This window comes from Gramella sp. Hel_I_59, from assembly GCF_006714895.1.
Lineage (GTDB): Bacteria > Bacteroidota > Bacteroidia > Flavobacteriales > Flavobacteriaceae > Christiangramia.
Map to the genome: position 1 here is coordinate 2,573,723 of NZ_VFME01000001.1, position 13,614 is coordinate 2,587,336.

17 protein-coding genes are annotated in these 13,614 nt (G+C 39.8%); 6 read left to right on the forward strand and 11 right to left on the reverse strand.

What is annotated here, in order from left to right:
* Positions 1 to 6 precede the first annotated feature (6 nt).
* The 4 genes from JM79_RS11845 to JM79_RS11860 form a co-directional block, all read right to left on the reverse strand.
* On the reverse strand, positions 7 to 333 hold the full coding sequence (locus tag JM79_RS11845; protein ID WP_141879238.1) for a DNA-directed RNA polymerase subunit omega: 327 nt from the start codon (positions 331 to 333) through the stop codon (positions 7 to 9).
* A gap of 10 nt (positions 334 to 343) precedes the next feature.
* Positions 344 to 1,153, reverse strand: coding sequence for an outer membrane protein assembly factor BamD (bamD, locus tag JM79_RS11850; RefSeq protein WP_260443426.1), 810 nt, complete (start codon positions 1,151 to 1,153; stop codon positions 344 to 346).
* Between the two features lie 138 nt (positions 1,154 to 1,291).
* On the reverse strand, positions 1,292 to 2,167 hold the full coding sequence (gene dapA, locus JM79_RS11855; protein WP_141878348.1) for a 4-hydroxy-tetrahydrodipicolinate synthase: 876 nt from the start codon (positions 2,165 to 2,167) through the stop codon (positions 1,292 to 1,294).
* Positions 2,167 to 2,673: a hypothetical protein gene (locus JM79_RS11860; RefSeq protein ID WP_141878349.1), complete on the reverse strand. Its 507-nt coding sequence runs from the start codon at positions 2,671 to 2,673 to the stop codon at positions 2,167 to 2,169. Before JM79_RS11860 ends, dapA begins: the two co-directional genes overlap by 1 nt.
* Before the next feature lie 354 nt (positions 2,674 to 3,027).
* On the opposite strand from JM79_RS11860, the gene JM79_RS11865 reads away from it, so the two are divergent.
* Together JM79_RS11865 and JM79_RS11870 are read left to right on the forward strand one after the other, a co-directional pair.
* Positions 3,028 to 3,783: a 5'-nucleotidase gene (locus JM79_RS11865; protein ID WP_260443427.1), complete on the forward strand. Its 756-nt coding sequence runs from the start codon at positions 3,028 to 3,030 to the stop codon at positions 3,781 to 3,783.
* Between the two features lies 1 nt (position 3,784).
* The gene (locus JM79_RS11870) at positions 3,785 to 4,690 is read left to right on the forward strand and encodes a metallophosphoesterase (RefSeq protein ID WP_141878351.1); all 906 of its coding nucleotides are present in this window, start codon (positions 3,785 to 3,787) and stop codon (positions 4,688 to 4,690) included.
* Here JM79_RS11870 and JM79_RS11875 read toward each other — a convergent pair whose 3' ends face one another.
* Genes JM79_RS11875 through JM79_RS11900 form a run of 6 tightly spaced genes read right to left on the reverse strand, consistent with a single transcriptional unit; the run spans position 4,691 to position 9,997 of the window.
* On the reverse strand, positions 4,691 to 5,362 hold the full coding sequence (locus tag JM79_RS11875) for a M15 family metallopeptidase (protein ID WP_260443428.1): 672 nt from the start codon (positions 5,360 to 5,362) through the stop codon (positions 4,691 to 4,693).
* A gap of 6 nt (positions 5,363 to 5,368) precedes the next feature.
* Positions 5,369 to 7,366, reverse strand: a complete 1,998-nt coding sequence (gene ligA / locus JM79_RS11880) for an NAD-dependent DNA ligase LigA (protein WP_141878352.1) — start codon at positions 7,364 to 7,366, stop codon at positions 5,369 to 5,371.
* A gap of 12 nt (positions 7,367 to 7,378) precedes the next feature.
* The gene (locus JM79_RS11885; protein WP_141878353.1) at positions 7,379 to 8,047 is read right to left on the reverse strand and encodes a VOC family protein; all 669 of its coding nucleotides are present in this window, start codon (positions 8,045 to 8,047) and stop codon (positions 7,379 to 7,381) included.
* 1 nt (position 8,048) lies between these two features.
* Complete coding sequence (locus tag JM79_RS11890) at positions 8,049 to 8,651, reverse strand: TIGR00730 family Rossman fold protein (protein WP_141878354.1); 603 nt, start codon at positions 8,649 to 8,651, stop codon at positions 8,049 to 8,051.
* Positions 8,635 to 9,498 carry a peptide chain release factor N(5)-glutamine methyltransferase gene (gene prmC, locus JM79_RS11895; RefSeq protein WP_141878355.1) on the reverse strand — a complete coding sequence of 288 codons (864 nt, stop codon included), beginning with the start codon at positions 9,496 to 9,498 and terminating at the stop codon, positions 8,635 to 8,637. The genes JM79_RS11890 and prmC overlap by 17 nt, the downstream gene beginning before the upstream one ends.
* Positions 9,499 to 9,511: 13 nt before the next feature.
* Complete coding sequence (locus JM79_RS11900) at positions 9,512 to 9,997, reverse strand: GNAT family N-acetyltransferase (protein WP_141878356.1); 486 nt, start codon at positions 9,995 to 9,997, stop codon at positions 9,512 to 9,514.
* Between the two features lie 28 nt (positions 9,998 to 10,025).
* On the opposite strand from JM79_RS11900, the gene ribD reads away from it, so the two are divergent.
* Genes ribD through JM79_RS11920 form a run of 4 tightly spaced genes read left to right on the forward strand, consistent with a single transcriptional unit; the run spans position 10,026 to position 13,159 of the window.
* Positions 10,026 to 11,075 carry a bifunctional diaminohydroxyphosphoribosylaminopyrimidine deaminase/5-amino-6-(5-phosphoribosylamino)uracil reductase RibD gene (gene ribD, locus JM79_RS11905; RefSeq protein ID WP_141878357.1) on the forward strand — a complete coding sequence of 350 codons (1,050 nt, stop codon included), beginning with the start codon at positions 10,026 to 10,028 and terminating at the stop codon, positions 11,073 to 11,075.
* On the forward strand, positions 11,068 to 11,676 hold the full coding sequence (locus tag JM79_RS11910) for an HAD family phosphatase (RefSeq protein WP_141878358.1): 609 nt from the start codon (positions 11,068 to 11,070) through the stop codon (positions 11,674 to 11,676). Before ribD ends, JM79_RS11910 begins: the two co-directional genes overlap by 8 nt.
* A complete protein-coding gene (locus tag JM79_RS11915; protein WP_141878359.1) occupies positions 11,673 to 12,545 on the forward strand; it encodes an EamA family transporter in 873 nt (290 codons plus the stop codon). Before JM79_RS11910 ends, JM79_RS11915 begins: the two co-directional genes overlap by 4 nt.
* Positions 12,542 to 13,159, forward strand: a complete 618-nt coding sequence (locus JM79_RS11920; protein WP_141878360.1) for a YigZ family protein — start codon at positions 12,542 to 12,544, stop codon at positions 13,157 to 13,159. Before JM79_RS11915 ends, JM79_RS11920 begins: the two co-directional genes overlap by 4 nt.
* Here the strand turns inward: JM79_RS11920 and JM79_RS11925 are convergent.
* Positions 13,153 to 13,551 (reverse strand): thioesterase family protein, encoded by a 399-nt coding sequence (locus JM79_RS11925; protein ID WP_141878361.1) that lies wholly within the window; start codon positions 13,549 to 13,551, stop codon positions 13,153 to 13,155. The two genes, JM79_RS11920 and JM79_RS11925, sit on opposite strands and share 7 nt — an antisense overlap.
* Between the last annotated feature and the right edge of the window lie 63 nt (positions 13,552 to 13,614).

A 13,614-nucleotide genomic window follows, 5' to 3' on the forward strand; every position in this document is an offset into this window, starting at 1 on the left:
CCGATTCTATTCTTCGGTTTCCATAGTGTTTCTCCAGTAGATCTTGTCATCAAGCCACTCCTGGATCGCAAGTGATTGCGGTTTTGGTAGTTTTTCGTAGAATTTTGAAACCTCGATCTGCTCTTTGTTTTCAAAAATCTCGTCAAGAGAATCGTTATAAGTGGCGAACTCATCAAGCTTTTCTAGAAGCTCTTTTTTGATCTCACCATTAATCTGTCCAGCTCTTTTCGCTACGATAGATATCGCCTCGTAAATGTTTCCGGTAGGTGCATCTACTTCATTTTTGTTGATAGTAGTTGTGTTAACCGGGGCATCAATTTTTTTAAAATCCATCATTCCTTTATTAAAAATTCTCTAACCTTTTATCAATTTCCATCATGGAAGTCTCAGAGTCCTGAGTAAACTCTCCTTCTGGATAGTATTTATTGTAGGAATTATAAAATTCCCTGGCATTTTCAAGTCTTTCCTGCATCAAAACTTCAAAACTATTGATCGCCAGCTGGTAAGCTGAATCGTATCGATAGTAATATGCAGCTTCTCTAAACGGAGATCCAGGATATTCTGCAATGAAGTTATTGAAAGAGGCGATTGCCGCCTTATAATATCTGGTCTTGTGATACTGCTTTGCGATCTCGTATGCTTTCTTCTCCAGCTTCACTCGCAACTCTGTCGCGTAATCATTTGCTGAATCTACAAATTCTCCTTCCGGATACTTATTTAGATAAACCTGAAGTTCTTCGATCGCTTTTCTGGTATCGGTTTGGTCCAGGTTAAAGCGCGGAGAACGATTGTAATAGCTAACCGCCGATTTATACTCGGCCTCTTCTACCTTCTGGCTATTTGGATACAATTGTACAAAACGTTCAAAATTGAAAGGCGCATTATAATAATCACCTAATTGGTAATACGTATCTCCAAGAATGTAAACAAGGCGTTCACCCTGAGGTTTTCCTCGATACTCCGGCTCGATCTGCTCCAATAATCGCAAAGCCTTACGTAGCTTTCCATTATCGTCTTCTTCTTTACCTTCGGTATATAATTCCTCTGCAGCCGTATATTTAGGCGCAGTTTCCTCATTTTTAAGCAATGACTGATATTCACTACAAGATATAGTGACCATCAACAGGCCTAGAGCGAGAATTCCTTTTTTCATGATACGTAAAAACATCTGGCAAAAATACATTTTTTGTTAGTATAAAAAAAACTTTCCTAATCTACTCAAATAACCCTGTTTACGGGCATTTATTGTATCAGGAAAGTCTTTTAAAATTTATTTTTACTTCAGTTTAGACTAGAAACTTTCAACGAAGGCTGAAATTCTAGTATATAGACCATCGGTCGCTTCTACTAAAGGTAGTCGCAAATTATTTTTAACCAGAGATCTTTTATGTAGCATAGCTTTGATTCCAGCTGGATTGCCTTCAGCAAAGATCATGTCAATGGAAGGTGCTATGCGGTAATGTAATTTGTAAGCTTCTCTAACTTCTCCTTTTAATCCCAGACGTACCATTTCTGAAAATTCTTTAGGCAAGCCCTGACCAATTACCGAGATCACACCTTTCCCGCCAGCCAGTGTCATTGGTAAGGTGATCATATCATCTCCTGAAATAACAAGGAAATCTTCAGGAACAAGTGAGATCAATTTCATAGCCTGCACCATATCTCCAGCGGCTTCTTTTACACCAATGACATTTTTAAAATCTCTGGCGATCCTGTTGATGGTTTCCGGCAGGATGTTACTTGCAGTTCTACCCGGTACATTGTATAGAATAACCGGTAGTGGTGAAGCTTCAGCTACTGCCTTAAAATGACGGTAAATTCCTTCCTGTGTCGGTTTGTTGTAAAATGGAGATACTGATAGTATTGCATCAAAACCTTCCAGATCTTCTGAGATAAGTTCTTCAACGAGCCCCGCCGTATCATTACCTCCCATTCCAAGTACTAAAGGTAGTTTACCCTGGTTTGCCTCTTTGATCACAGTTTTTACAAGCTCCTTTTCTTTCTTACTAAGGGTTGCACTCTCTGCAGTGGTCCCTAGAACCACCAGGTATTCGATCCCATTTTCTATCTGATCCTTCACTAATGCTGAAAGAGCGTTTGTATCTACACTAAGATCATCATTAAAAGGAGTAACCAGCGCTACTCCGGTACCAATAAAAGCTTCCATTACTTTTTATTTTTTAATATTTTATAATACCTGATCAATTCTGCTTCAAGAAGAGAAGGATCATTTTCAAAAATTTCTACATCCAGGATCGAAAAAGGATCCGGGGATTTACCAATCAAAAATGTTGCCCCAGATCTTAAAGCCACATAATTTGAAAGCAAAGTTTCTTCGCCGCTTATAACGATCGCTGATCCAAATTCATATTCCAAAAGCGCCAGCAGATCCTTGTTTTTAATTTCGCCATCAAGACCTAAGTCTTTAAAACTAACTTGCCACAGATCTTTATCATCTAAATCACGAACACTTCCGCAGATCACAACATCAAAAGCATTTGCAGGCAGACCTAAACTTTTCCAAAGATTCTGAAGATTCTTATAGACTTCAAAATTATCTTCAGAAATAACCAGCAATACCCGGTTTGAAGTATTCGTAGCAAATTGCCTCTTCTTCTTCAGTTTATCAATGGCTTTCTTTAGCTGAACCGATTTTATTTTATTCGTGATCATTCAATGATTTCGGAGGGCAAATGTAAATAATTTCTATAAGCAAACTATGTCTTGAGGTGGCTTCCGAAGACAAGATTCTGCAGATTAAACAGCTTTCTATAATTTGTAAAATTTTAAACCAATGATGCAAAGCCTGAAAAGCTATTTTCCATGGCAGAAGAAAAGAAAGCAAGGAATAATGATGGATAGGTTTACACGCACTCTTTGAGTAAAGTCATAACTTAAGAATGAAGGTCTTGGAAATTCAACAGCACTAACTACGAACCAAATCTTTATAATTTTTCGCTTATAAATAACCTGAACACATGACTCACCGGCTAATCTTGTTATATTTGAAAAGTAATGCGAAATGGAATGAAACACCTTACCACGATCATATTTGCTTCAGTACTAATGCTGAGCTCCTGTAAAACTGAATTCAAACATTTAGAGCAGGTAGATGGAAAAAGAATTGCTGTGGACAATAGTATTGAAGAAGATTCAGAGATTGCTGAATTTATCGCTCCATACAAGGAACACCTTAACGAAACTCTTGATTCACCTCTTAGCTACAACCCTTCATTTCTTTCCAAAAGCGACGGAGACCTCAATACGGCTATTGGCAACCTGATGGCAGATGCACTGATGGAACAGGTGAACCCTGTATTCGAAAAAAATACCGGAAACAGTATAGATATGGTTTTACTGAATCATGGTGGAATACGTGCAGAAATTCCTGTTGGAAATGTTAACACCCGGACTGCGTACCAGATAATGCCCTTTGAAAATGAAGTGGTCATCGCTGAGCTGAAAGGTGAAAAAATGCTGGAGATGATGGATTACCTCAGCAAAGCCAAAACTGCACATCCGGTAAGCGGAATCAGGATTATCGCTGACGGCAGTTATATGATCAAAAATGTGACGATCAACGAACAGCAGATTTTAAAAGACAGCACCTATTTTGTTGCGACATCAGATTATCTAGTTGGTGGTGGTGATAACATGAAATTCTTCGCCGATCCTGTAAGTATCCATTCCAGTGAGTACAAGATTCGCAATGTGATGATAGACTACTTTAGTAAAACTGATACGATTAGAAGTGTGATCGATGATCGCTATATAAGACAGTAACATGAAGAGAAGAGATTTTATTCAGAATACGGCTGCCGCAACAGCATTAGTGAGTCTGGGCGGACTATCAGCTTTATCATTTAAACCTGAAAGACAACAGATCACGATCCTGCATACCAATGATGTACATAGCCATATTGAGGCGTTTGGTCCAGATGCAGGTAGAAATGCGAATCTTGGAGGCGTTGCCAGAAGAGCTACTCTGGTAGAGAAAATCCGTAGAGAAAACCCTAATACATTGTTGCTGGATGCCGGAGATATTTTCCAGGGCACTCCCTACTTCAATTTCTATGGTGGTGAACTGGAATTCAAATTGATGAGCATGCTAAAGTATGATGCTGCAACTCTTGGAAACCACGATTTTGATAATGGGATCGACGGTTTATATGCCCAGCTACCACATGCAGAGTTTCCCTTTGTAATATCAAATTATGACTTCAGCAATACCATCATGGATGGGAAAACTGATAAGTTCCGCACTTTCACTAAAGATGGTATAAAGATCGGCGTTTTTGGCGTTGGGATCGAATTGCAGGGATTGGTAAGCAACAAACTTTACAAGGAAACTGAATATTTAGATCCAATCGAGATCGCTACCGATATGAGCCGGATTCTTAAGGATGAAGAAAATTGTGACCTGGTAATTTGTCTGTCACATCTTGGCTACAAATATTCATCTCAAAAGATCGGGGATATTAAACTGGCGAGAGCTACAGAAAACATTGACCTTATCATTGGAGGACATACCCATACGTTTCTTGATAAACCGACTGTGGAAACCAATAAGGCAGGAAACCCAGTCCTAGTGAACCAGGTTGGCTGTTATGGCGTGTATCTGGGCAGAGTTGATTTCTTCTTTCAAAATGGAAAAAAATCTTCCGCAGACGGTGTAAAGCTTGCGGTATAATTATTTTATTGGAAAGTCGAAATATTGATAAGGAAAGGGTTCGGCATTTAGAGTATAATGCCACCATTCTTCAGAATAACTTCGGAAACCATTTTTAAGCATCACTGTTCTTAAAAGCTCCCTGTTTTCTTTTTGTTCTGAAGTGACCGAAGTTGAACGATGATGAGATATTTCTCCGAAAAAATCGTAGGCACCACCCATATCCAATTCCTTACAGGTGTTCGCGTTTACCAAAGTAAGATCTACAGTGCCACCCCTGGAATGTCCAGATTTTGAGGCGATATACCCAAGTTCGAACAGCCTGCTTTTTTTAACATCAGGATAAAATTCATTTTTTGCCAGGGTATCCCCGGGTTTTCGAGCCCATACTACAAACTCATTAACGGCAGTCTGAGGTCGGTAAGCATCGAAAACCTTTAGCATCAAATCCTTCTGAATAAGTTCTTGCTGTACATTTTTTAAGGCTTCCGCAGCTTTTGTCGTCAGAATGATCCGCGCTGACTCATATCCGGGAACTGGTCTTCCTGTAAAATTATGCTCACCTGCATAACGTACTTCTTCGATCGCAAATGGTAGCACGTCTTTCAGGTATACAAAATCTTCAGGGATGGACTGTGCCCTGCAAAAGAAACCAGTTTGCATAAAAATCAGAAGAAAGAAAAACTTTTTCACAGCATTCTATTTATCTAGCATAGCCAGAAATCCATCTTCACTCAACATTTGAGTACCCAGTTTTTCTGCCTTGGCAAGCTTACTCGGCCCCATGTTTTCACCAGCCACCAAATAGTTAGTTTTGGACGATATCGAACTGGAAACTTTTCCGCCGTTATCTTCAATGAGCTTTTTTAGATCATTTCTGGAAACCTTGTTAAAAACTCCGGAAATTACAAACGTGTTCCCTTCCAGGATACTGGTTTGATTCGCCAGTTTCTCTGCGGAAATTTCCATTTGTATTCCATATTCCCGAAGTCGCTCCACATTCTTCCTGTTTTCAGCATTACTGAAGAAATCACCAACGCTCCAGGCAATACGTTCACCAATTTCATCAATATTCTCCAACTCTTCTTTGCTGGCAGCCATCAAAGCTTCAACCGATTTAAAGTGTTTGGCGAGTTTCTTAGCTACCGTTTCTCCTACATATCTAATCCCTAGTCCGAATAAAACTCTTTCAAATGGGATCTCTCTGGATCTTTCTATACCGGTAATAAGATTCTCTGCCGACTTTTCCGCCATTCTTTCTAGCGGAAGAATATCCTCTTTCTTGAGCGTATAAAGATCTGCATAATTATGAATGAGCCTAGCGGTAACTAGCAAAGCAACAGTTTCTCCTCCAAGACCTTCTATATCCATCGCCTTTCGGGATATATAATGCTGAATTCTACCTATGATTTGCGGAGGACATCCATTGGTATTTGGACAATAATGCTGCGCTTCCCCTTCATTCCGTATAAGTTCTGTATCACACTCAGGACAGCGAGAAGCATATGCTGTAGGACTGGAATCAGGGTCGCGCTGCGCAAAATCTACACCTACGATCTTCGGAATAATTTCTCCGCCTTTTTCAACGTATACGGTATCTCCTTCCCGGATGTCAAGCTTTTCAATTTGATCTGCGTTATGCAAGGATGCACGACGTACTACCGTCCCGGCGAGTTGCACAGGCTGCAGGTTTGCGACAGGTGTGATCGCGCCAGTTCTTCCAACCTGGTAAGTGATTTTATCCAGTGTGGTAGATTCCTGTTCTGCCTTGAATTTGTAGGCAATTGCCCAACGCGGAGATTTAGCCGTGTGGCCAAGCTCATCCTGTTGATGGAGATCATTTACTTTAATCACCACGCCATCTGTTTCATATGGAAGATCATGACGGTGCTTATCCCAATAATTAATATATTCAAAAACCTCCTCAATAGATGATTTCAATTCTGATTCTGCCGGAGCTTTAAAACCCCATTTCCTGGCCATTTCCAGACCTTCGTATTGTGATTTGATATTCAGATTATTTCCAACGATGCTGTAAAGCAAACATTCCAGCGGGCGACGAGCCACCTCGGCACTATCCTGTAGTTTCAAACTTCCGGAAGCTGTATTTCTTGGATTTGCGTAGGGTTCTTCCCCGGCTTCCACTCTCTCAGCATTCATTTTCGCAAAACCTTCATAAGGCAAAACGATCTCTCCCCGAATATCGAAACGTTCCGGGAAATCACCCTTCAGTTTTAATGGAACCGAGCGAATCGTCCGAACATTACTGGTAACCTCATCACCCTGAAATCCATCACCACGTGTTAACGCACGGGATAATTTACCGTTTTCATAAGTAAGGCTTATAGAAGCACCATCATATTTTAATTCGCAGACATAAGATATATCGCCATCCACGCTTTTACGAATACGTTTCTCCCAATCTTCCAGTTCTTCTTTTGAATAGGAATTTGAAAGCGAATACATACGTTGATCATGAACGATGGTTTCAAAGTTTTTGGTAACCGTACCACCCACGCGTTGAGTAGGTGAATTTTCATCGAATAGATCTGGATTTTGATCTTCCAGCTGCTGCAATTCCTTCAGCTTCATGTCAAAATCATAGTCACTTATTTGAGGCTTGTCCAGCACATAATAATTGTAATTATGCTGTTGTAATTCTTCTCTTAAAGCCTTTATCTTTTTTTCCGCGTCCATATTCTCTTTTTCTTATTCGGAAATTGTTACTGTATCATTCTCGAACTTCAGCTGAAATTTATCATTTTCATGCTCGAAGTCCAGTTTAAAATCTGAAGGATCTGCGTTATCATTGGTAGGAAACCACTCCTTATTATGCTTGTTTACGACAATAAATAAGCCTGAATCTTCTCCAATTGCGCAAAAATGCTCGTAATCTCCGTCATATTTATGCAGATCACTTTCAACATTCAATTGCTTAAAAACTTTCTTGATATTAGATGTCGCCATACCTATCTCTGCAATTCCTACGATATTTTCAGCAGTAAAAACTCCAAGCTCAGGTTTGCTAAAATTTCTGCGAGAGATAAACTCTACAATGTTTCGATCTTTATCATAAAAATAAACCGACTTCGCATTCCAGTTACTGAAATCGATGATCTGCTCATCATTATACTTTAGAACCGGAACTACTGTTTTCAACCAGTTAAGCGCCTCCTGTTCCTGCTCATCTGGTATATGAAAAGCGAAGTGCGTTGGCACACTATTTTCCCTAAATTCGAATCTTAGAATTGAAAATCCGCATTGTACTTCAAAACTATCTTCTTCATAATTGATAATCTCCATTCCAAGATCATCTTTGTAAAATGAGTATTGACGTGCGACATCTGAAGTGTATAGACAAAGTTTATGGATCTTCATATCAGGTTTGGTTTTTATTCATCCATTTAGGAACTGGCCTGGCTTTATAATTATGCATCAGCTTCAGTAATTCTTCCATATTATCAGCCACCAGTAAGATCTCAAGATTCTCCTCTTTCAGCAGACCCTTGGCGGTCATTTTTTTAAGCATACTAAGAAGGTCGTCATAGAATCCATTAATATTCAGCAAACCAATAGGCTTACGATGCAAACCAAGCTGAGCCCAGGTAACGATCTCGAATAACTCCTCCAGCGTACCAAAACCTCCGGGCAAGGTGATAAAAGCATCGCTAAGTTCGTTCATGGTCAATTTACGCTCGTGCATATCCTTAGTAGTAATTAACCTGTCCAAACCTGTATGCACTACCTCCTTGGTCTTTAAAAATTCCGGAATAACTCCGGTTGCGAATCCTCCGTTTTCCATGACTCCTTCGGCAACCTGACCCATTAAACCCAATTTACTGCCACCATAGATAAGCCGAATATCTCTCCTTGCGAGCTCTTCGCCTACTACGCGGGCTGTTTTAAATATTTCTGGATCTACTCCGTCGCTACTCGCGCAGAAGACCGCTACATTTTCAATAATGTTATAATTCTCCTCCATTAGTTCTAATTGCTTTTAGCATTCGGTCGTTCCCAAAAATATCCTTTTTTAATTCTGCTTCAAAACCAAATCCCTGTACTAACTGCAAAGTTTCTTCACCCAGATACTGGTTGATCTCGAAATATAAACTCCCGCCAATTTTGAGGTTTTTTGCAGCCAGTTCGCTTATTTTCCTGTAAAAAATGAGTGCATCTTCATTGTTCACATATAATGCAAGTGCAGGCTCGTGATCAAGCACATTGGAATGCATCTCCTTCTTTTCCAGATTACGCACATAGGGCGGGTTGGAAACGATGAGATCATATTCCTGCTCCAGATCTTCAGTTTCCAGAATATCCTTCAATTGAAAATTTACGTCTACGTCATTGATCTTAGCATTAAAAACAGCAATTTTTAATGCTTCTTCTGAAACGTCCCAGGAATGTACTTCCGCAGTATTTAAATTTTTCGCCAGGCTTACCGGGATACAACCACTACCCGATCCAATATCCAGGATCCTGATGGATTTCTCTTCCGAAGCAAGGTCCTCAAGAATCCATAATACCAGCTCTTCAGTTTCCGGTCTGGGTATAAGTACATCCTTGCTTACTTTGAACCTGAGTCCGTAGAATTCTGTCTCTTCCAGAATATGTTGAATAGGCTCATATTTCTTTAGCCTCAGTAATGTCTCCTTAAATTGCTCCCTTTGCGCTTCTGAAAGCTCATATTTAGGTTCGAGCGCCAGGTTAATTCTTGTTTTTCCCAGATAATGCTGCGTCAATAAAAAATAGAAGGATTGCACTTCAGTTTCAGGATAAAAATCTGAAAGTTCTTCAAAAAATACTTTTTTAAAATCTGATAATTGCATCAATTTTCCGGCTTTACAGATCTCTAAGCATATAAACTGTACAGTTGTAATGACCGGTATCACCTACGGGCTTTTCCACAGTTTCAAATCCGCTCTTATGATAAAGTTTACGAGCATTTTCCATGTAGGGAAGTGTTTCTATATAACATTTCTCAAAAGAATGCTGCCTGCCAAAATCCATACAGGTATTGATCATTTTCGTCCCAATTCCTCTACCCCGTGCTTCAGGCAGGAAATACATTTTCTGAAGTTCACAAATGGGTTCTTCAGTTCCTCTTAAAGCAGCAATGCCAGCTCCACCAATAACCTTATTGTTCTCTTCGACTATAAAATATGCCTTTCTATCACCGTCATATTCCGCAGTCATATCGTCCAGAGCTTTGTCCTCATACGCAGTTCCAACCTTAGGAACTCCCATTTCCACCAACACACTTTGGATTAAATGCTTAACCTGCTGATTATCTTCGGCTTTAATTTCCCGAATTTTCCATGTATCCATTCTGCCTAATTAATTCTATTTTTGTGCTGTGAATATACACGAAAAATACATTAAACGCTGTATACAACTAGCCGAAAACGGGCTTGGAAGCACCTATCCCAATCCGCTGGTAGGCAGCGTGATCGTTCATAAAGACAGGATTATTGGCGAAGGATGGCACCAGAAAGCGGGAGAAGCTCATGCCGAGGTAAATGCTATTAATTCGGTGCAGGATCAGGAGCTCTTAAAAGATTCCACTATTTATGTAAGTCTGGAACCCTGCAGTCATTTTGGAAAAACTCCACCCTGCAGTGACCTTATAATCGATCGGGGAATCCCAAAGGTTGTGATTGGTACGATGGACCCATTTGCAAAAGTTGCTGGCCGCGGAATTAAGAAATTACTGGAGGCTGGAAAAGAAGTTCAGGTTGGGATTCTTGAAGAGGAATGTAATGCGCTCAACAAACGGTTTTTTACTTTCCACAAAAAACAAAGACCTTACATTATTCTGAAATGGGCCCAGACCCGGGACCTGTTTCTCGCTCCTAAAACTAAAGACACCAATCGACCGGTATGGATTTCGAACAGGTATAGCAAACAGCTGGTGCATAAATGGCGTAGTGAAGAAAGCGGGATCCTGGTAGGTACGGGAACTGCAAAGGCAGATGATCCTCGCTTAGATGTTAGAAACTGGTCGGGAACTCCGCCTGTTCGACTGGTTATTGACAGGGAATTGAAACTTCCCAAAGATCTGGCACTTTTCGATCTCACAATTAGAACGATCGTTCTAAATGAAAAACTGAGTGTAAAAGAACAAGAAAACCTTGTTTATCAGAAGATTGAATTTTCAGAAAATATCGCCGAGGAAATTTGCACAATCTGCTATGAACAGGAGATCCAATCGCTTCTCGTGGAAGGTGGAGCCAATATTTTAAAGCAATTTATAACTTCAAACCTTTGGGATGAAGCGCGTGTTTTTACAGGTGACAACTACTTTGGTGATGGTGTTAAAGCTCCGAAACTAGATTTAAAACCAGCTTCTACACATCAAATTGAAGCAGATCTTTTAGAAATCTTCAGAAATAACGACAATGATTAAGACCATAATATTTGATTTCGGGGATGTGTTTATCAATCTCGATAAAGCTGCAACTCAGCAAAACCTGAAGCAGATACAGATAGAAGAATTGCCAGAACATATACATAGCCGCAATCGAGATTACGAACAAGGATTTGTAACCTCAGACGAAATATCAAACATCTACCGAACTGAATTTCCACAATTACAGCATTCAGATTTTCTAAATTCCTGGAATTCAATTTTGCTGGATTTCCCGGAATACCGACTTCAGTTTCTTCAGAAATTAGCAAAAAAAAAGAAGTTTGAACTCATTTTACTGAGCAATACCAATGAAAATCATATTGAAAATATAAAGTCAAGAATTTCATTTTTCGAGGAGTTTAAAAGCTGTTTTGATGCATTTTACCTATCACACGAAATAGGAATGCGCAAGCCGAATCCTGAGATATTTGAATTTGTGCTTGAGCAACATAAGCTCAATGCAGAGGAATGCCTGTTTATAGATGATACTGCTGAAAATACCCAGGCTGCGGCCGCATTGGGAATGCACGTATGGAATCTTGAACCAACCCGCGAGGACGTGATCGATCTATTCACCACTAAAAAAGAACTATTTTGATCTACCTGCTTTTAAGCGTTCTTTCTTCCACGATCATTTTTATCGTATTCAGACTTTACAAAAAATACGAGGTAAATACATTGCAGGCGATCGTAATCAATTATTTTATCGCCTGTGCTGTAGGATTTTTTGGATTTATTGAAGGCTCAGATTTTACTGAGGTTCCTTCTGAAAAATGGTTTCCCGGGGCTTTGATGCTTGGAGTGCTATTTATCACCGTTTTTAACCTCGCAGCGATCACCACCCAGAAAAGCGGACTATCAGTAGTAGCAGTAGCCACCAAGATGTCGGTCGCTATTCCTGTTTTCTGCGGAATATTCCTCTACAATGAAAGCACCGGAGTACTGAAGATTGCCGGAATTTTACTTGCATTAGTGGCAGTATACCTAACCTCCATTAAAACCAAAGATGGAATTAGTATAAAATGGCAAAATCTTATTTTTCCACTGCTCGTATTTCTGGGAAGCGGAATTATTGATACCAGTTTAAAATTCCTCGAAACCAATTATGTGTCGAAAACCGATGTAGGCCTGTTTAGTTCGACCATCTTCGCAACGGCTGGATTTCTGGGTGTGCTGGTGATGATTTACCAGGCGGTTCGGGGCGAGTTAAAATTTCAGTTTCAAAATTTACTTGGCGGCATAGCATTGGGAGTACCAAATTACTTCTCGATTTACTTCCTTGTTCTGGCATTGCGCAGTGAAGGATACGAGAGCTCAACTATATTTACGATCAATCACGTGAGTATAGTCGCACTTTCAACAATCGTGGGAATCGTGCTTTTTAAAGAAAAACTTATTCGGAAAAACTGGATAGGCCTTATTCTAGCTATGATTAGTATAATTCTAGTAGCGAATTCAGCCATATGAAAGACACATATCAAACTATTACTGAAGCCTCCCCGGAAGTATTATTTAAGGATCGTAATTCTAAATTCTTTGGATATGCATTTCCAATTAAAACTGAAGAAGAGGCGGCAAAACATCTGGAAGAATTACGTGCATCCCACCACAAAGCGAGACACTGGTGTTACGCCTGGCAAACAGGTAAAGCCGAAGAAGATCACCACTATCGTGCAAATGATGATGGAGAGCCATCAAACTCAGCAGGAATGCCAATCTATGGGCAGATACAAAGCTTTGATGTCACCAATATTCTCATAGTCGTAGTTCGATATTTCGGCGGAGTAAAGTTAGGAGTTGGCGGACTCATTAATGCCTATAAAACTGCAGCGCAAATGGCTCTGGAATCTTCAAATATTCTGAAGCGAACGATCGACGAGGTTTTCGTAATAAAATTTGATTATCCCGAAATGAACAAAGTCATGCAGGTGATCAAAAAAAACAATTTGAACGTCATTGACCAAAAACTGGAACTGGATTGCAAAATATATATTGCGGTTCGAAAAAGTGATGTCGAAAGCATTTATACTAAGTTCGACAATACCTATAAAGTTGAGATTTCAGGATTGGAAGATCAATAACCAAGTGCCTCTAACATATATTTTGGACACCTAACCGGCTTCCTCGTTTTGGCATCCATAAACACGAGTACAGTGTAGCCAGTAGTTACCAGATTTCCCTGTTCATTGTAGAGAGAATAGTCAAAGATAATTTTAACATTTGGCTCTTGGCGAAGGCGCGTTTCTATCCTGATATTTTCATCAAAAGTAACCGGTTTGTGATATTTTAAATTTAATTCGAATACCGGCAACATTATCCCTTCCTCTTCCATACTTTTGTAAGAGATGCCAAGTGTATCTAGCCAGTTAAGTCTAGCAATTTCAAGGTATTGCGGATAAATACTATGATGTACCACTCCCATTTGATCGGTTTCGGCATATCGTACTTTAACAGAAGTTTCGTGTGATTTCATGTAATTTTTGTCGCCTTTCACAGAAAGGTTTTTTATATTCAGGCTCAGAATCAAGTATGCAAT